Annotated in this window: 18 protein-coding genes and 1 tRNA gene; 8 read left to right on the forward strand and 11 right to left on the reverse strand. The window is 70.7% G+C overall.

Annotated elements, in window-relative coordinates; genetic code table 11:
• Nucleotides 1–28 precede the first annotated feature (28 nt).
• The 3 genes from G6G98_RS02515 to G6G98_RS02525 all read left to right on the forward strand — a co-directional run bounded on the left by G6G98_RS02515 (nucleotide 29) and on the right by G6G98_RS02525 (nucleotide 2,090).
• The gene (locus tag G6G98_RS02515; protein WP_164233739.1) at nucleotides 29–757 is read left to right on the forward strand and encodes an exonuclease domain-containing protein; all 729 of its coding nucleotides are present in this window, start codon (nucleotides 29–31) and stop codon (nucleotides 755–757) included.
• Complete coding sequence (locus G6G98_RS02520) at nucleotides 754–1,686, forward strand: helix-turn-helix transcriptional regulator (protein ID WP_164233738.1); 933 nt, start codon at nucleotides 754–756, stop codon at nucleotides 1,684–1,686. The genes G6G98_RS02515 and G6G98_RS02520 overlap by 4 nt, the downstream gene beginning before the upstream one ends.
• An 89-nt stretch (nucleotides 1,687–1,775) precedes the next feature.
• Nucleotides 1,776–2,090 (forward strand): hypothetical protein, encoded by a 315-nt coding sequence (locus G6G98_RS02525; RefSeq protein WP_067351790.1) that lies wholly within the window; start codon nucleotides 1,776–1,778, stop codon nucleotides 2,088–2,090.
• Between the two features lie 26 nt (nucleotides 2,091–2,116).
• On the opposite strand, the gene G6G98_RS02530 is transcribed toward G6G98_RS02525, so the two are convergent.
• The 4 genes from G6G98_RS02530 to G6G98_RS02545 form a co-directional block, all read right to left on the reverse strand.
• Nucleotides 2,117–2,320, reverse strand: coding sequence for a DUF6458 family protein (locus tag G6G98_RS02530; RefSeq protein ID WP_067351788.1), 204 nt, complete (start codon nucleotides 2,318–2,320; stop codon nucleotides 2,117–2,119).
• 106 nt (nucleotides 2,321–2,426) lie between these two features.
• Complete coding sequence (locus G6G98_RS02535; protein ID WP_067351785.1) at nucleotides 2,427–2,714, reverse strand: hypothetical protein; 288 nt, start codon at nucleotides 2,712–2,714, stop codon at nucleotides 2,427–2,429.
• Between the two features lie 132 nt (nucleotides 2,715–2,846).
• Nucleotides 2,847–2,920 (reverse strand) — tRNA-Ile (locus tag G6G98_RS02540).
• 30 nt (nucleotides 2,921–2,950) lie between these two features.
• Nucleotides 2,951–3,487 carry a gamma carbonic anhydrase family protein gene (locus G6G98_RS02545; RefSeq protein ID WP_067351783.1) on the reverse strand — a complete coding sequence of 179 codons (537 nt, stop codon included), beginning with the start codon at nucleotides 3,485–3,487 and terminating at the stop codon, nucleotides 2,951–2,953.
• Nucleotides 3,488–3,628: 141 nt separating this feature from the next.
• Here G6G98_RS02545 and G6G98_RS02550 point away from each other — a divergent pair, with 141 nt between their 5' ends.
• On the forward strand, nucleotides 3,629–4,114 hold the full coding sequence (locus G6G98_RS02550) for a Dps family protein (RefSeq protein ID WP_067351779.1): 486 nt from the start codon (nucleotides 3,629–3,631) through the stop codon (nucleotides 4,112–4,114).
• Between the two features lie 77 nt (nucleotides 4,115–4,191).
• Here the strand turns inward: G6G98_RS02550 and G6G98_RS02555 are convergent, their stop codons facing one another.
• From G6G98_RS02555 to G6G98_RS02580, 6 genes are read right to left on the reverse strand one after another with little or no spacing between them, the layout of a single operon-like run.
• Nucleotides 4,192–6,300: an acyltransferase family protein gene (locus G6G98_RS02555; protein WP_067351775.1), complete on the reverse strand. Its 2,109-nt coding sequence runs from the start codon at nucleotides 6,298–6,300 to the stop codon at nucleotides 4,192–4,194.
• Nucleotides 6,301–6,359: 59 nt separating this feature from the next.
• Entirely contained in the window at nucleotides 6,360–7,856 is a 1,497-nt protein-coding gene (locus tag G6G98_RS02560; RefSeq protein ID WP_067351771.1) for an amidohydrolase, read from the reverse strand.
• Entirely contained in the window at nucleotides 7,853–8,494 is a 642-nt protein-coding gene (locus G6G98_RS02565) for an FMN-binding negative transcriptional regulator (RefSeq protein ID WP_164233737.1), read from the reverse strand. The genes G6G98_RS02560 and G6G98_RS02565 overlap by 4 nt, the downstream gene beginning before the upstream one ends.
• A gap of 23 nt (nucleotides 8,495–8,517) precedes the next feature.
• Complete coding sequence (locus G6G98_RS02570; RefSeq protein ID WP_067351765.1) at nucleotides 8,518–9,516, reverse strand: Fpg/Nei family DNA glycosylase; 999 nt, start codon at nucleotides 9,514–9,516, stop codon at nucleotides 8,518–8,520.
• 1 nt (nucleotide 9,517) lies between these two features.
• Entirely contained in the window at nucleotides 9,518–10,003 is a 486-nt protein-coding gene (locus G6G98_RS02575; RefSeq protein ID WP_067351760.1) for a ribose-5-phosphate isomerase, read from the reverse strand.
• Nucleotides 10,004–10,045: 42 nt separating this feature from the next.
• Nucleotides 10,046–11,230 (reverse strand): ferrochelatase, encoded by a 1,185-nt coding sequence (locus tag G6G98_RS02580; protein WP_067351757.1) that lies wholly within the window; start codon nucleotides 11,228–11,230, stop codon nucleotides 10,046–10,048.
• Nucleotides 11,231–11,369: 139 nt separating this feature from the next.
• On the opposite strand from G6G98_RS02580, the gene pepN reads away from it, so the two are divergent.
• From pepN to G6G98_RS02600, 4 genes are all read left to right on the forward strand, one after another.
• Nucleotides 11,370–13,922 carry an aminopeptidase N gene (gene pepN, locus G6G98_RS02585; RefSeq protein ID WP_164233736.1) on the forward strand — a complete coding sequence of 851 codons (2,553 nt, stop codon included), beginning with the start codon at nucleotides 11,370–11,372 and terminating at the stop codon, nucleotides 13,920–13,922.
• 80 nt (nucleotides 13,923–14,002) lie between these two features.
• Entirely contained in the window at nucleotides 14,003–15,067 is a 1,065-nt protein-coding gene (locus G6G98_RS02590; protein ID WP_084788274.1) for a mechanosensitive ion channel family protein, read from the forward strand.
• Nucleotides 15,064–15,513 carry a globin gene (locus tag G6G98_RS02595; protein ID WP_084788273.1) on the forward strand — a complete coding sequence of 150 codons (450 nt, stop codon included), beginning with the start codon at nucleotides 15,064–15,066 and terminating at the stop codon, nucleotides 15,511–15,513. Before G6G98_RS02590 ends, G6G98_RS02595 begins: the two co-directional genes overlap by 4 nt.
• On the forward strand, nucleotides 15,510–17,168 hold the full coding sequence (locus tag G6G98_RS02600; RefSeq protein ID WP_164233735.1) for an FAD-binding dehydrogenase: 1,659 nt from the start codon (nucleotides 15,510–15,512) through the stop codon (nucleotides 17,166–17,168). Before G6G98_RS02595 ends, G6G98_RS02600 begins: the two co-directional genes overlap by 4 nt.
• Nucleotides 17,169–17,171: 3 nt before the next feature.
• On the opposite strand, the gene G6G98_RS02605 is transcribed toward G6G98_RS02600, so the two are convergent.
• Entirely contained in the window at nucleotides 17,172–17,837 is a 666-nt protein-coding gene (locus tag G6G98_RS02605; protein ID WP_164233734.1) for a hypothetical protein, read from the reverse strand.
• Between the last annotated feature and the right edge of the window lie 5 nt (nucleotides 17,838–17,842).

The following is a 17,842-nucleotide window of genomic DNA, read 5'->3' on the forward strand; positions in this document are numbered from 1 at the left end:
TGTCGGCGGGCGCCTCTACGGTGAGGGCATGTCCTCCGGTACCGTCATCCCGTCCTGGCTGACCCGTGTCGGGGTCTTCGATCTGGAGACCACCGGCGTCGACGTGACGGCGGACCGTGTCGTGACGGCGCACGTGGGCGTGCTCGACGTCCACGGCCGCGAGATCGCCGCCAGGGACTGGCTCGCCGATCCGGGGATCGACATCCCCGATGGCGCCACGGCCGTCCACGGGATCACGACCGAGCAGGCGCGTCGCCTCGGGCGCCCGGCCGCCGAGGTGGTCGCCCAGGTCGTCGCGGCGCTCCGATCGCTGCTGCGGCAGGGCGTGCCCGTGGTCGCGTACAACGCCTCCTACGACTTCTCGCTCCTCGCCCACGAGGCGTCCCGCCACGGCATCGAGCCGCTCGTCGACCCGGCTCCCGTCATCGACCCGCTCGTGATCGACAAGGCGTACGACAGATACCGGCCGGGCAAGCGCACGCTCGAGGTGGTGGCCGCGCATTACGCGGTGCCGCTCGACGGCGCGCACGACGCCTCCGCGGATGCCGTCGCCGCCGGGCGGGTGGCCCAGGCCCTCGCCCAGCGCTTCACCCTTCCCGACACGCTCGCGGAGCTCCACACCCGTCAGATCGGCTGGGCGCGGGCACAGGCGGAGAGCCTGACCGAGTACTTCATCCGGATCGGCAGGCTGGAGCCGGAGGAGACTCTGGACGGCACCTGGCCGGTCCGCGCACCCCGGCACGGAGCGGCGCGATGAGGTTCCGCTCTCGCGAGGTCGAGCGCGTCGAGGAGACGTGGAAGCAGTTCGTCCCCTCGGCGGTCCTGCACGACGTGGATCCCCGGCGCTTCCTCTTCGACTGGCACTCGGAGGATCTGGGCGGAGTCAGCCTGGTCCGCTACGACCTCGCCGCGGAGGTGCGCTCGACGGCCGAGCCGGCCGACCAGCTTCTCGCCTGCCGCGTCGACGCCGTCGACGGGCGGATCAGCTCGGCCGGGGCCGAACTCGATCCTGCGCGTCCCTGGCTGACCGACGGCCCGCGCGTCCACGCGCGCTGGGAGCACGGCGCCCGCGTCACCGCGCTGGTGTTCGATCGCACGGCGGTGCAGGAGCACGCCCGCAGGATCAGCGGGGACGACCGGCTCGTGCTGCGCGTGACGGACCTCGCGCCCCGCGATGCGCGATCGGCCGAGGCCTGGGAGCGGATGTTCGCCTATCTCGAGGATGCCTCGGCCACGCTCACCGGCGACGGCGACGCACTCCTGCGCGCTGAGCTCGGCCGTCACGCGGTGGCGATGACGCTGGGGGCCTTCCCGACCACGCTGCAGGACGCCGTGCGCCGGCCGGCCCAGCGGTCCGCCGCTCCCGCGACGGTGCGCCGAGCCCTCGATTTCATCGCGGACAACGCGCACCAGGCGATCACCGTCGAGGACGTGGCCGCCGCGTCGCACATCTCGACGCGCGGGCTCCAGTACGCCTTCCGCCGGGCGCTCGACACGACGCCCGCCGAGTGCCTGCGGAAGGCCCGCCTCGACGGCGCCCACCGGGAGCTGCAGACCGGGAAGCCGGTGCGCATCCCCGACCTGGCCCGCCGCTGGGGGTTCGCGCATCCTTCACGCTTCGCGGCCGCGTATCGCGACGTCTACGGGGTGTCCCCTTCCGTGACCGCGCAGCGCCATCGGCGATGATGACACGACGCGAACAGTCTGTTCGCACGACCCGCGCGTCGCGGCTCATCGGAGGGTCCCGGCCTTCGACGCGCCGTAGGTTTCCGATCATGGGTTCTCTGTTCTACGGCGCGTCCGAGCCGATCCAGATCGACGACCGCGCACTGGCGCACCTGAAGGTCGTGGTGGCCACGAAGCTGCGGCGGAACGAGAGCTTCACGCTGTCGTGGCGTCACCCCGACGGGCAGCCTCAGGGACGCTCCACGATCTGGTTGCATCCGTCGATCCCGCTGCGCTTCGTGTTCCAGGAACCCGAGCCCCCGGATCTCAGCCGCCGCTGGATCGAGGATCTCGCGCACTCCGCCAACTCCAGCGGCGGGATCACCCTGATCGATGAGCACCTGGAGCCCGTCGAGCCGGACTGACCGCGCAGGTCAGCCCGGCTCGAGTCTCAGACCACCTCGTCGTCGACGACGGTGCCTCGACGTCCTCGACGGGTCGACAGCATGATGATCCCCACGAGGAACGCCACCGCCCCGGCGCCCATGAGGATGTAGCCGATCATGTCGACGTTGACCCCTTCGATCTGCAGGTCGAGGGCGAACACGAGGATCGCCCCGATCACGAACAACACGATTCCGGTGCCGATGGTCATGGTGATGCCTCCTTCTCGGCGCTCTGCCGACTGACCACGAGGATCGCGCCCCGGCATCGACTCTGAGAAGGGGCTTGACACCGACGGGAGCGTCAGCCCGGGGCTTCTAGGCGTTCGACAGCACCGCGGCTCGTGCCGGCGGGAGGTGGCGGCGGGTCGCGCGGGCGCGGCGATGGAACCGCTCGACGTCCTCGAGCGCCTCCGCCGCGTCGGTGTAGAACCGGGCCAGCGGCAGTGATCGCATCCACGCGACCTCCACCTCCGACGGAGCGAGTTCGTAGACGCAGGCGACGTTCCTGCGCGCGTCGTGCTCGCCGTAGCGGTGATCGAGGATCAGCCAGTCGGAATCCGTGATCCTCTTCAGCTCGAACCGGGGATCGGGCATCGTCGACATCTCAACACTCCAATCGATCAGAACAAACCGGTCCGACGTTCGGAGCCCTGGACGGGCGGACCCGTCGGACATCGATTCGATTGTAGGAAGGCGGGCGGCGCTCTGCAATCGAGCGGATCCGCACGTGTCGAGTAGGGCGGGCGGGACTTGAACCCGCGATCGTTGGGTTATGAGCCCACTGCCTTAACCAGCTTGGCCACCGCCCCGTGCGTGCTCCAGCCTAGCGTCCGCCCGGGTCAGACCGGTGCCGCAGCGGAGTGCGTCTGCACATGGCCCAGATACACGTCCGCGTTGGTGATGAGCCCGGCGCGCTCCTCCTCGCTGAGCTCGCGTCGCACCTTCGCCGGAACGCCGGCGACGAGCGAGCCGTCGGGTATCTCGGTCCCCCCGAGCACGACGGCACCTCCGGCGATGAGGCAGCCGGCACCGATGACGGCACCGCTGAGGACGACAGCCCCCATCCCGATCAGCGAGCCGTCGCCGATCGTGCACCCGTGCACGACGGCGTTGTGCCCGATCGAGACCTTGGCGCCCACGACGACCGGGTGGCCGGCGTCGACATGGACCGAGACGTTGTCCTGCACGTTGCTGCCCGCACCGATGACGATGCCGGCCGAGTCGCCGCGCAGCACCGCGTTGTACCAGACGCTCGCGCCGGCGGCGAGGGAGACGTCGCCGACGATGCGGGCGCCTTCCGCGACGAAGCATCCGTCGGCGAGCGACGGAACGCGGTCGGCGAGGGCGAGGACGGATGCTCCAGGCGCGATGCTCATGAGGCGAGACTACCCTTCGGCGGGCCGCTTTCCCGCGTGATTCCGGGGCGGTAAGCCCAGCCTTGTCTTGCTTGCGGAATGTCTGGGGCTGAGTAGCGTTGTCTTCAGCACGTACGAGAAGAACCTTCCGGAGGAGCACAGATGAGCAAGGCACAGACCGTCCCCACCACCGCCAGCGACCCGACCGTGGCGGCCGCTGCAGCGCAGTTCCTCTCCCCGGTCGTCCTCGGGCTCGAGGCACTGACGGTCAACGGCAAGCAGGCGCACTGGCACGTCCGCGGCGCCAACTTCGTCGGCGTCCACGAGCTGCTCGACACGATCGTCGCCCACGCCGGCGACTTCGCCGACACCGCCGCGGAGCGCATCGTCGCCCTCGGCCTGCCGATCGACGCGCGCCTGAGCACCGTCGCCGAGAAGGCCGGCGCGACCTCGGTCCCCGCCGGCTTCACGCAGTCGGACGAGCTCGTCCGCGCCGTGATCTCCGACATCGACGCGATCCTCGTCGACGTGAAGGCCGCCATCGACGGCCTCGACGAGGTCGACCTCACCAGCCAGGACGTCGCGATCGAGATCATGCGCGGCCTCGAGAAGGACCGCTGGTTCCTCGTGTCGCACATCGCGGCCTGAGCAGCGGCCTGGCTTCGCTGCACGGCAAAGCTCCCCGGACCGATCGGTCCGGGGAGCTTTGCCGTGTCGGCGCCGGATCACCTCCGGCCGCTCATCGCCTCCTTGAGCGCCGCCGTGTAGTAGGGCGCGAGCGTGTCGACGAATGTCACGGTGAGGTGGTCCTGGTCGCGATAGACATCCGCGCCGCCCACCACCGGGTAGCAGGTGTCGTCGTCGCAGAAGACGTCCGTGAAATCGAGGAGCGTCACGCCGTCCGCTGAGGCGGCGGCCTCGCGCAGCGGGTCTTCCTCCACGAGGAGATCGGCACGGGGGCCGCTGCACTCGGCCTGATCGCGGGTCCGCAGGCACTTGTTCGGGTCCGTCTCCCACACGGGGTTGTCCACCACGGTCACCACGGGGATGCCGCGCTCGGTCATGGTGGCCCAGGCCTCCTGGTACCCGGCGACGGCGGCGTCGTGCACGGACTCGAACCCGGCCGAGGAGTACGGGGTGTTCGAGATGGCCGCGGTGAAGACCACGTCGAACTCGCTGTCGGCGAGCTTGTCGGCGACTCCCGTCCGCCAGTCGGCGCACGCGGCACCGAAGGAGCCGGGGGTGGAAAGCGGCGTCGTGCTCCAGGGGCAGGCGCCCTTGAAGTAGGTCGTCAGGTGCCAGCCCTCTCGCTCCGCCATGTCCTTGAACGTGCTGAGCAGCTGGTAGGCGTGGCTGTCGCCGATGAGGGCGACACGCGGGGCGTCAGCAGCGTCCGATCCGAACTCGCACGACACGGGTCGTGAGTCGTTCAGCTGGATGAAGCACTGCTCGTCGGTCGGGCGGTCGACGCCGGCGAAGCCGGGGGCGGGCAGGATGCCGTCCGCCTCCTCCCCCGCGCAGGCGGGGTCGAGCACGGCGCCGGCGCCGAAGCAGCTGGGCGGATCCTCTCGGAGGTCCTGGATCGCCTGGATGCCCTGTTGGTAGGCGGAGGCGTTGACCGCCCACGCGCCGGCGGCCGTGCCGCCGACGATCACCATCGCGACCAGCGCGGCCCAGAGGCTGACGCGCGGCGGGCGCGAGGTGAGCACCTTCCACGAGCGGACCGGGTCCTCGACGAACCTCTTGGTGAGCCAGGCGAGCACGAAGCAGAGTCCGAGGAGGGCGACGCGGTGGTAGATCGTGAGTCCCCAGAACGGCACGGAGGGGGCGATGATGATGAGCGGCCAGTGCCAGAGGTACAGGCTGTAGGAGATGTCACCGGTGAAGCGCATCGGCCGGACCGCCAGAATCCTGGTCGGATACCACCAGCGATCGTCGTTGGACGCGGCGATGACCGCCGCCGCGCCGAGCGTCGGCACCAGCGCCATGTAGCCGGGGAACGGAGTCTGACCGTCGAAGCGGAACGCGGTGTAGAGGAGCGCGAGGACGCCGCCCCAGCCGAGGATGAAGCTGAGCACCGCGTTCCGGACCCGCAGCAGCGGCACGAGGGCGATGAGCGCGCCCACGCCGAACTGCCACATCCGGCCGAACGTGACGAAGTAGGCAGGGGCCGGGTTCGTGAGGGTGAAGACGACGCAGAAGATGAAGGAGGCGACGGAGACGATGCCGATCGCGACGGCGGCGGCCTTCAGGCGGTCGCCGCGCAGCCGCTTCACCGCGACCCAGGCGGCGAGGAGCATGATCAGCGGCCAGAGGACGTAGAACTGCTCCTCGAGCGAGAGCGACCAGTAGTGCTGCACGGTCGTCGGGTCGCCGGAGTGGGCGAGGTAGTCGGCGGAGTTCACCGCGAGGTACCAGTTCTCGACGTAGAAGGTCGAGGCGATGATCTCTTTGACCTCGGCGGGAAGCGCCGAGGTCGGCGTGAGGTACGGTGACGCCGCGACCAGCGCGCAGAAGAGCAGCACGAGCAGCGATGCCGGGAGCAGGCGCCGTGCCCGGCGAGCCCAGAACTGCCCGAGCTTGACGGTGCCGGTGGAGACGAGCTCCCTCGCGAGGTGCGAGGTGATCAGGAAGCCGGAGATGACGAAGAAGACGTCGACCCCGACGTACCCGCCGCTGAGCCGGCCCGGCCAGAAGTGGTACAGCACGACGAAGAGCACCGCGATCGCACGCAGGCCCTGCACGTGCGGGATGAACCGGGACGGCGCCGCGTGCTCCGGCGAACGATCGCGTCGCAGGGCTGCACGGGAGGAGGTGACGGCTTCGGAATGCACCCTACGACCCTAGCGCGGAGTCGTCTGGGGGCCTGTCTCACCGGCCTCGACGACAGGTGTCATGCCGCGTGCGTGATCCGGCCGCCGAGGACGGTCGCGTCGACCGGCATGGTTCGCAGCCGCGCTCCGCTCGTCGACTGCGGGTCCAGACCGCAGAGGACGATGTCCGCCGCAGCGCCGGGCCGGATCGCCGTGCGGACGCTGGCGCTGAGCGCCTGATCGACGCTGAGCCGCTCCTCCGGGTGCCACGGCGCCCGGTCGTCGTCGGTGCGGGTCACGGCGGCGGAGATCGCGTGCCAGGGATCGAGTTCCGCGACCGGCGCGTCCGAGCCGAAGCGAAGCCCGACGCCCGCGTCGCGCAGTGCGGCCAGGGGGTAGCCGATGGCGGTCTGCCCCGCCCAGTGACGGCCGACGAGATCGCGGTCGTCGAGGGCGTGCTGCGGCTGGACGCTGGCGATCACCCCGAGGCGGGCGAAGCGCGCCAGGTCCGCGTGGCGAACGAGCTGGGCGTGCTCGACGGTCCCTGACGCTCCGGTCGCGGTGAAGGCGTCGAGGGCGGCCGTCACGGCCCGATCCCCGATGGCGTGCACGGCGACGGAGAGGCCGGCCCCGGTCGCGATCGTGAGCAGGGCGACGAGATCGGCGGGCGGCACGGTGAGCACCCCGAAGTTCGACGGATCACCGGGATAGTGGTGGGAGCAGGCCGCGGTGCGCGTCCCCAGGGAGCCGTCCGTGATGATCTTGAGCGATCCGACATGGATCAGTCCGCGCGCCGGCCTGGGCGCATCCGGCTCCTCGCGGAGATCGCCTGTGCGCAGGCCCGCCGCGATCGCACGCTCCAGGTCGAACGGGTAGACGGAGAACTCGACGCGGTGCGCGTCGAAGCCGGCGGCCACTCGGCGCGGCCACGCGTCCGCGTTCCACGCCATGTCGAAGTCGACCAGACCCGTGACCCCGCGAGCCGCCGCCCGCTCACCGGCCAGGCGCACCGCGCGATCGCCGTGCTCCGGGTCGGCGGCGTTCAGCCGCCGCGAGATCTCGAACGCATCCTCTTCGCGGAGCATCCCGTCGACGCTGTCGAATCCCTCCCGCCGCAGCGCTGCGGAGTTCAGCCAGGTGCTGTGCACGTCTGCGTTGATGAGATAGGCGGGCGTCTCCCCCGTCACTGCGTCGAGCATCTCCAGCGAGGGGGCGTCGGGCCACAGTGCGTCTCGGAACCCGGCCCCCACCAGCCTGCCGTCCGGCAGCGGGCGCGCAGCCCCCATGATGGCCGCCGCCTCCGCGGCCGAGCTCGCGGCGCCGAGCCGCTCCCGCTCTGCGGACAGCGCCCACTGCACGGTGTGCACGTGGTTGTCCCAGAGTCCGGGGATCACCCAGCCGCCGTCGGCGTCGAGCACCTCTCCCGCGCTGCGGAGCACGCCGGTGGGTGCGATGTCCGCGATCCTGCCGTCCTCGATGACGATGTCCACGGGGTCCTCGTCGACGAGGAACTCCCGCCCAGGGCCGGCGACGCGCGCGGCCCTGATCATCGCGATCTGCGCGCCCACAGCCGTCATCGGGCCGCCCCCGTGCGGGCATCCTGCGCGCGACGCATCTCGTGGGCCAGCGCCGGCTGCGCGTACGGGCCGTCGCCCTCGAGCTCGGCGATGACGGTCTCGATCGTCTCGGCCGGCTTGTTCTGGCTGAGCTTGCGCTTGGCGACGACGCGCGTGGGTGTGAGCCGGAAGCCGACCGTGCCGGCTGCGAGGCGCTCGACGAAGGCGGCGTCGTTCGGACGCTCCCACATGCGGCGCGGATCCGGCATCCGGCGCTCGAATCGATCGACGAGGCGGTCGAGGACGGTCAGGTTCTCCTCGGCCGTGAGGATCTCGGGCACGCCGGCGAGGTGGACGGCGGTGTAGTTCCAGGTCGGCACCGCCGGCACGTCTCCGTACCAGCCGGGCGAGATGTACCCGTGCGGCCCCTGGAAGACGACCAGCAGCTCGCGCTCGCCCATGCCGTGGATGAGGTCGTCAGGACGCCCGACATGACCGACGACGGTGAGGTCGTCGCGCTCTTCGTCCAGCAGCACGGCGTAGTGCGAGGCGACCATGCCCTCGGGGCCGTCGCTGGCGATCGTGGCCCACGGATTCGCGTTGATGACGCGGCGCATCTCGGCGACGTCCGCGAGCGTGAAGCTGGGGTTCTGGCGCATCCCTTCAGCCTACGGCCGCACGGTCAGGCCTGGCAGCGCGGGCACCAGTACAGCTTGCGTGCCCCGATCTCCTCCAGTGCGATCTCGGTGCCGCACACGCGGCAGGGCAGGCCCGCGCGGTGGTAGACCCAGTGCCGGTCGTCCCGGCTCGCCATCGCTGCGCGGTACTGCTCCGGCGACAGATCGTCCATCGTCATCATCTGCCCGGTCTCCACGCCGATGGCGAGCAGCCGCACCCAGTCGCGCCAGAGCGCCCGGACGACGTCCTCGGGGACGTCACGTCCCGGCGTGTGCGGGTTGAGCCGCTGACGGTAGAGCATCTCAGCGCGGTACACGTTGCCGATTCCGCTGACGACGGCCTGATCCATGAGGAGCAGGGCGATGACCGTCTGCTTCTTGCGCACGGTGCGGACGAAGCGCTCCTCGTTCTCCACCGGATCCCCGACCAGCGGGTCGGGGCCGAGCTTCGCCACGGTGGCGAGCATCTCCTCCGGAGTCTGCAGCACGCAGGCGGTGGGACCGCGGAGGTCGGCGGCGGTGATGTCGGTCATCAGGCGCAGCCGCACCTGCCCGACGATCGGCGGCGGCCACTCCATGCCCTCATCGGCGAGACCCTTCGTCTGCTCCGACATGCGCACGTGCACGCGGGTGCGCCGCGGGGCGCCGATCGATGCGAGCGAGTTCTCCCCCGCGTCATCGAGGATCGGCTCGTCGAGGACGGTGCCGCGCTGGTTGGTCTGCCCCATCCGGCCGTTCGCGGAGGCGATCGTCGGGTCGACGAGGATCTCTCCCGCGAAGTCCCACGCGCCGTACAGTCCCAGGTGCACGCGGAGCCAGACGTCGCCCTCGGCCTCGAGGAACATCTGCTTCCCCACGGCCTGGACGCTGACCGCCTCGCGACCGTCCAGGACCGCGGCCCCCTCGGCGAACCGCCCCTGCGGGCTGGACGCGATCAGCGTCTTCCCGACGAAGTTCCGGTCGAACTGGCGCGCGATCCGATGGACGGAGTGCCCCTCGGGCATCTCAGGCCCGCGGGTCCGGCAGGAGCGATCCGTCCCGCTCGAAATCGGCGATCTGTCCGATCCGGCGCACGTGCCGCTCGTCGCCCGAGAAGGGCGTCGCGATGAACGTGTCGATGAAGGTCGCGACCTCGTCGAAGGTGTGCTGGCGGGCGCCGATCGAGATCACGTTGGCGTCGTTGTGCTCGCGGGCGAGCTCGGCGGTGGAGACGTTCCAGACGAGGGCGGCGCGGATGCCCTGCACCTTGTTCGCCGCGATCTGCTCGCCGTTGCCGGAGCCGCCGAAGACGACGCCGAGGGCCTCGACGCCCGCCGCCTGGTCGGCGACCACCGCCTGCGCGGCGCGGATGCAGAAGGCGGGGTAGTCGTCCACCGCGTCGTACTCGATCGGCCCGTGGTCGACGACCTCGTGCCCGGCGGCGCGGAGGTGCTCCTGCAGCTGCGTCGAGAAGTCGAGACCGGCGTGATCGGTGGCGATGTGGATGCGCATGGGTTCCATCCTATTGAGGGCGTCGGACGCGGAATCCCGCGATTACGGGGCGATCCCGGCAGCCGCGGGCTTGAACCCGGCGCGGATGTTCTCGCAGCATCCGGGACGGCAGACGTCGAAGCTTCCGCCGAGACCGGTGACGGCCTTGCGCGCCTCGAGCGGACGCCCCTCGAGGCGCTCCTCGATGAGGTCGACGATGCCGGCGACGAAGGCGGGCGACACGCCGGGTGTCGGCGTGCGGACGAAGCGGAGCCCCGCCTCCTCCGCGGCCTCGGCCGCCTCGGTGTCGAGGTCCCAGAGCACCTCCATGTGGTCGCTCATGAAGCCCACGGGCACCACGGCGACGGCCTGGCGTCCGCGACCGGGCAGCTCGCCGATGACGTCGCAGACGTCGGGCTCGAGCCAGGGCTGGGAGGCGGGACCGGAGCGGGACTGGTAGACGAGCTCCCATGGCACCTCCCTGGCGGCGGGGAGCGTCTGCGCGACCCGGTCCATCACCCAGGCCGCGACGGCCTCGTGCTGAGCGGCGTAGCCGCCGCCGGGACCCCAGTCGATGTCGCGGGCCCCTGAGCGCTCCGCGTCGGCGGTGGGGATGCTGTGCGTGGAGAACAGGATCTGGATGCCGGCCGGGGCGACGCCGTCGCCGAGGAAGCCCTCGATCGCCTCGCGCACGCCGGTCTCGAACGCCTCGACGAAACCGGGGTGGTCGTAGAACGGCCGGATCTTGTCGATCGCCACCGTGTCGCCGAGCGCCGTGGCCTCGAGGACGCGGGCGAAGTCCTCCCGGTACTGACGGCAGCTGGAGAACGAGCTGTAGGCGCTGGTCGCGAAGGCCAGCAGAGTCGTGTCGCCGTTCGCGGCGGCCTCCTGCACCGCGTCCTCGAGGTAGGGGGTCCAGTTGCGGTTGCCCCAGTAGACGGGCAGGTCGTGGCCGCGACGGGCCAGCTCGTCCTCCAGCGCCGCCTTGAGCGCCCTGTTCTGCGCGTTGATCGGGCTGACGCCGCCGAAGTGCCGGTAGTGGTGGGCGACCTCCTCGAGGCGCTCATCGGGGATCCCGCGCCCGCGGGTCACGTTGCGCAGGAACGGGATCACGTCATCCTGCCCCTCCGGCCCGCCGAAGCCGGCCAGCAGGATGCCGTCGTAGGCGACCGGCTGGGTGACGATGGGAGCGCCTCCTGCCGCGGCAGGAGAGGCGAAGGGGACGACATTCGGATCGATCGCAGTCACCCCTCCATCCTTCCATCCCGGAGCCTATGAGATTCCCGGAACGGCGGAATGCCGCACCTGGCGTAGGCTGTCATGGTTGCCGCGGGCGCCAACTGCGCCACGATTGCGGTCACATCCCCTCACCCCTGGGAGTAGAGCTGTGCCTGGAGAGAACCTCACCCGCATCGAAGCGCAGGAGCGCCGCGACGTCATCGACACGCAGTCGTACGAAGTCGCCCTCGATCTGACGAAGGGTGCCGAGGTCTTCGGTTCTCGCAGCGTCGTCCGCTTCACGGCGACGCCCGAGAGCTTCACCTTCATCGACCTGATCGCCCGCGAGGTCCGCGAGATCTCCCTCAACGGCGAGCAGCTGGACCCCAGCGAGGTCTACGCCGACGCGCGCATCGCGCTGTCGAACCTGCAGGCCGAGAACGTGCTCGTGGTCGACGCCGACTGCGTCTACACGAACACCGGCGAGGGACTGCACCGTTTCGTCGATCCCGTCGACGGCGAGGTCTACCTGTACTCGCAGTTCGAGGTGCCCGATTCCCGCCGCGTGTTCGCGGTCTTCGAGCAGCCCGACCTGAAGGCGACGTTCCAGTTCACCGTCACCGCGCCCGCCGCGTGGAAGGTCGTGTCCAACTCCCCCACGCCCGAGCCGATCGTCCACGACGACAAGTCGGTCGCCACCTGGGGCTTCGAGCCCACCCCGCGCATCTCCTCGTACATCACGGCCCTCGTCGCGGGCCCCTACGAGGCCACCTTCTCTGAGCTGACCAGCGCGTCCGGCCAGGTGGTCCCGCTCGGGGTCTACGGCCGCAAGAGCCTGTGGCAGCACCTCGACGCCGACTACATCTTCGACAAGACCCGCGAGGGCTTCGCCTACTTCGAGTCGAAGTTCGGCGTCCCCTATCCGTTCGCGAAGTACGACCAGCTGTTCGTGCCGGAGTTCAACGCCGGCGCCATGGAGAACGCGGGCGCGGTCACCTTCACCGAGACGTACGTCTTCCGCAGCAAGGTGACGGATGCCGTCAAGGAGCGGCGCGTCGTCACGATCCTGCACGAGCTCGCCCACATGTGGTTCGGCGACCTCGTCACCATGAAGTGGTGGAACGACCTCTGGCTGAACGAGTCGTTCGCCGAGTGGGCGTCGACCATCGCGACCGCCGAGGCCACCGAGTGGACCGAGGCGTGGACGACGTTCAACGCGATGGAGAAGACCTGGGCCTACCGCCAGGACCAGCTGCCCTCCACGCACCCGATCGTCGCCGAGATCAACGACCTCGAAGACGTCCAGGTCAACTTCGACGGCATCACCTACGCCAAGGGCGGCTCCGTCCTCAAGCAGCTCGCCGCCTGGGTGGGCATCGAGGCGTTCTTCGCCGGCGTCTCCCAGTACTTCCAGAAGCACTCCTGGGGCAACACCGAGCTCAGCGACCTGCTCGTCGAGCTCGAGGCCACCAGCGGCCGCGACCTCGGCACCTGGTCGAAGAAGTGGCTGGAGACCGCGGGCGTCAACACGCTGGAGCCGGTCATCGCGGAGGACGCCGACGGCACGATCTCGCGCTTCGCCGTGACGCAGACCGCCCCGGCCGACTACCCGACCATCCGTCCGCACCGCCTCGGCATCGGCTTCTACACGCTGCAGGACGGCGCGCTGGTCCGCTCGCACTACGCCGAGGTCGACGTCGACGGAGATCGCACCGAGATCCCCGAGCTGCACGGCCTCAAGCGCCCCGACCTCGTCCTCCTCAACGACAACGATCTCGCGTACGCGAAGATCCGCCTGGACGAGCGCTCGCTCGCCACCGCCATCGCGCACCTCGCCGACATCAGCGACCCGCTGGCCCGCTCCCTCGTCTGGGGCGCCGCATGGGACCAGACCCGCGATGCGGAGAGCAAGGCGTCCGACTACATCGACCTGGTCCTCGGCAACATCGGCCGCGAGAGCGAGTCCACCACCGTGCGCACGACGCTCGCGCAGCTGCGCACCGCCGCGACGCTCTACGTCGCCCCGGAGCGCCGTCTGGAGGCGCGCCAGAAGGTCGCGGACGGGCTGTGGGCCCTCGCCGAGGGCGCGGAGGGGGGCAGCGACAGCCAGCTGCAGTTCGTCACCGCCTTCGCCGGCTCCCTCGTGACCCCGGAGCACGCGGGCATCGTCGGACGCCTGCGCTCGGGTGAGAGCACGCTGCCCGGCCTGGAGATCGATGCCGACCTCAGCTGGCAGCTGCTCGTCGGCCTCGCCACGATCGGCGCGACGGATGCCGCCACGATCGACGCCGCGCTCGCGGCTGACAACACCGCCAAGGGTGCGGAGTTCGCCGCGCAGGCACGGGCGGCGCTGCCCGATCTCGAGTCGAAGAAGGCCGCCTGGGCATCCCTGATCGAGCGCGACGATGCCCCGAACACGATCGTGCGCTCCGCGGCGCTCGGCTTCGTGCACCCTGCGGGCGTCGAGGTCCTCGGCGAGTTCGTGCCCTCGTACTTCGACATGCTGCTGCCGATCTGGGAGTCGCGCACGTACCAGATCGCGCAGTACCTGATCGTCGGGCTGTTCCCGACCGCGCTGGCGAACGCCGCGCTGCGCGACGCGACCCGCGCCTGGCTGTCCGCGCACCAGGATGCCGCACCCGCCCTCCGCCGTCTCGTGATGGAGAACCTCGCCGACGTCGAGCGCTCCCTCGCCGCGCAGTCTCGCGACGCCGACGACTGACGCTCCGGCTCTCTCACGTTCAGGCCTCTGCCGCGGCGCGTCCAGCCCGCGCAGAGGCCTGATCGTTACTATCTGAAGTGATGCTGCCCTTCGAAACGACCCCGCCGCCTGACCCGACCGACCCCAGCACCTGGGCGAAGGTGCTGAAGGTGCTCATGGACGTCGGCGGGAGCCTGCTCACCGTCGCCATCATCATCGCCAGCTGCGTGGCAGCGGCGTTCGTGCTCCGGTTCGTCATCCGACGGGTCGTGCACCGGATCGTCGACAGCGCCAAGTCGAAGGCATCCGTCGACGACACGCAGGCCCTCGAGCGCTCCCCGCTCGCCGACATGCGACTCGTGCAGCGCACGCGCACGCTCGGCACCATCCTGCAGAACATCGTGAACGTGATGCTCGTCGTCATCGCAGTGGTGCTGGTGATCAACTTCCTGGCCCCGAGCCTGCTCGGCTCGCTCACGCTCCTCACCGCCGCCGTCGGCGCGGGTCTCGGCTTCGGGGCGCAGAACATCGTCAAAGATGTGCTGAACGGCATGTTCATCGTCGCGGAGGACCAGATCGGCATCGGCGATGTGGTCGACCTCGGCCTCGCCACCGGCGTGGTCGAGTACGTCAGCGTCCGGATCACGCAGGTCCGCGACGTGAACGGCACGCTCTGGTACGTGCGCAACGGCGAGGTGCTGCGGATCGGCAACATGTCGCAGGGCTGGGCCCGCGCCATCATCGACCTCGGCGTGCCGGCCGACTCCGATCTGGAGCTCGTCGAGCAGACGATGCTGGAGACGGCGCAGGGGCTCGCCAAGGACCCGAAGTGGCGCACCCGCATCGTGGAGAAGCCCGAGCTGTGGGGGCTGGAGTCGATCGGCGGCGACGCACTGGTCGTCCGCATCGTCATCAAGGCGCGCGCCAACGCCAAGGACGACGTCGCGCAGGAGCTCCGGCGCCGGCTGCGCGCCGCGCTGATCGAGAAGGAGATCGCGGTGCCGAGCCTGGTGGACGTCGTCCCGACGGGTCTCGACGGCGCCCGGCGGGTGCGCGGCGCCAACCCGCCGAAGACCCGCCCGAATGCGATCACCGGCGTGCCGCCGGTGCCCGAGCGCGGGATCTGGCGGCGCAAGAAGACCACCGGCGAGGGAGACGCGAAGTGACCTTCTACGACGAGGTCGGCGGCATGGCCACCTTCGAGCGCATCGTGAGCGTGTTCTACCGCGAGGTGGCGCTCGATCCCGTGCTGAAGCCGATGTACCCCGAGGAGGACCTCGGGCCGGCGGCGGAGCGCCTCACGCTGTTCCTCGCCCAGTACTGGGGCGGCCCCACGACCTACGGCGAGACCCGCGGGCACCCGCGTCTGCGCATGCGCCACATGCCGTTCCACGTGGACCCCGACGCCCGGGATCGTTGGCTGCGTCACATGCGCACCGCCGTGGATGAGGCGCAGTTGTCGCCCCTGCACGAATCGACGCTCTGGGACTACCTCGAGCGCGCCGCCTATGCCATGGTGAACACATTCGAACCGTCCGGCATCGGCGCGGCAGCCGACGGACGGCCGCCGCTCGAGACCCGCACACGTCAGGATTCCACGGAGAGCACATGACGACCACGCCCCTGTCCGCAGACGTCCTGGTGATCGGGTGGGGGCTGGCCGGGCTGGTCGCGGCGGCGGAGGCGCTGGATGCCGGCCGCCGCGTCGTCATCGTCGACCAGGAGCCGCGCACGAACCTCGGCGGGCAAGCCTGGTGGTCGTTCGGCGGGCTCTTCCTCATCGATTCCCCCGAGCAGCGCCGGATGGGCATCCGGGACTCCCTGGCGCTCGCGACTCAGGACTGGTTCGGCAACGCCGGCTTCGACCGCCCCGAGGACCACTGGCCGCGACGCTGGGCCGAGGCGTACCTCGACTTCGCCTCCGGCGAGAAGCGCGCCTGGCTGCGCGAACGCGGCGTCGGGTTCTTCCCCGTGGTCGGCTGGGCCGAGCGCGGCGGCTACGGGGCGCTCGGGCCGGGCAACTCGGTGCCGCGCTTCCACATCACCTGGGGCACCGGTCCTGGGGTCGTCGCTCCCTTCGCCGCCGCCGTCGAGCAGGGTGAGAGAGAAGGTCGGGCGACGATCCTCCCCCGTCACCGCGTCACCGAGCTCCTCGTCACCGGCGGCACGGTCACGGGGGCGCGCGGCGGCATACTGGCGTCCAGCGGCGCCGCACGCGGTGAGGAGTCCTCGCGCGACGTCATCGGCGATTTCGAGATCGTCGCGGGTGCGACGATCGTCGCCTCCGGGGGCATCGGCGGCAACCACGATCTGGTGCGCGCATTCTGGCCGGATCGGCTCGGCACGCCGCCCGAGCACATGCTCACCGGCGTCCCCGCCTACGTGGACGGCTCGATGCAGGCCGTCAGCTCCGCCGCCGGGGCGCGCCTGATCAACGGCGATCGGATGTGGCACTACGTGGAGGGCATCCGGAACTGGAATCCGGTGTGGCCGGCGCACGGCATCCGGATCCTGCCCGGTCCGTCGTCGCTCTGGTTCGACGCCACTGGCCACCGGCTTCCCGTGCCCCTCTTCCCCGGGTTCGACACGCTGGGCACCCTCGCCCATCTGCGCTCGACGGGGCATGACCACTCATGGTTCGTCACCTCACGTCAGATCGTCGAGAAGGAGTTCGCACTCTCCGGAAGCGAGCAGAATCCCGACCTCACCGGCAAGGACATCCCGCTGCTGCTGAAGTCCCGGCTGGCGAAGGGACCGACAGGTCCTGTGCAGGCGTTCCTCGATGAGGGCGAGGACTTCATCGTCGAGAACGACCTCGAGACGCTTCTCGAGCAGATGCGCCGGCATCCGGGCGGTGAGCTCCTGGACATCGATCGCGTCCGCCGGGAGGTGGTCGCCCGCGATCGGGAGATCGACAACGAGTTCGCGAAGGACGCCCAGATCGGGATGCTGCGCTCGATGCGCGGATACCGGGGCGATCGGCTGATCCGCACCGCGGCCCCGCATCGGCTGCAGGACCCGGCTGCCGGTCCGCTCGTCGCCGTGCAGCTCCACGTCCTCACGCGGAAGTCCCTCGGCGGCATCAACACCGACCTCGACGGGCGCGCGCTGGATGCCGGCGGCGCAGTCATCCCGGGGCTCTACGCCGCGGGAGAGGCGAGCGGCTTCGGCGGCGGGGGCCTGCACGGCTACCGCGCGCTCGAGGGCACGTTCCTCGGCGGCTGCCTGTTCTCCGGACGGCAGGCCGGCAGGGCCGCCGCCGGCTGAGGGCTACTCCGCCGAGCCCGTTCCGCGCACGGCCGTGAGCCCGGTGGCGACGGGGCCGCGCGCGAGGACGTGCCCACGGCGGAACGGCAGACGGGTCCAGCGGCCGGAGCGCAGCACCGGGACCTCCTCCTCGCCCGAGATGAAGCCGAAGGCGTCAGCGGCGAAGGCCACACCGCGCGGAAGACCGCCGAGGTCCTCGTCGGGCTCCCCCCAGATGGCGGCGCGGAGGGCTCGCACGGCCTCCTCCCCCGCCCCTGGCGCCGCGCCGCGGGCGACGGCGCTGATGCCCCACTGCGCGCGCTGCGCGATGAGGGATGCCGGCAGCGTCGCGGTCTGCTCCCACGCTCCCCGCGGCGGGGCGACGCCGGCCCAGGCCGGAGAGAGCCCCGTCTCCGGGAGCGCGAGCGCGCGGTCGTCGTCTGTGGTCCCGAGCGAGCCGACGACGACGTCGCACTCGAGCTCGGGGTCCGCGTGCACGATCCGCATCGCGAGCACCGTCGGCGTGTGATCGAAGAGACCGTGCGGGGCGAGTGCGGCGGCCGTGAGCGCGAGGACCCCGCGCGCCGCCTGCAGCCGGACCCCCTCGTCGCCGATCCGGGACGCCCTGCCGAAGAAGGTCAGGACGTCCTTGGACGTGTCGGCGTCGGCGAGGAGCAGGTGATGCGGCACGCCCT

It is taken from the genome of Microbacterium hydrocarbonoxydans, from assembly GCF_011752045.1.
Taxonomy (GTDB): Bacteria; Actinomycetota; Actinomycetes; order Actinomycetales; family Microbacteriaceae; genus Microbacterium.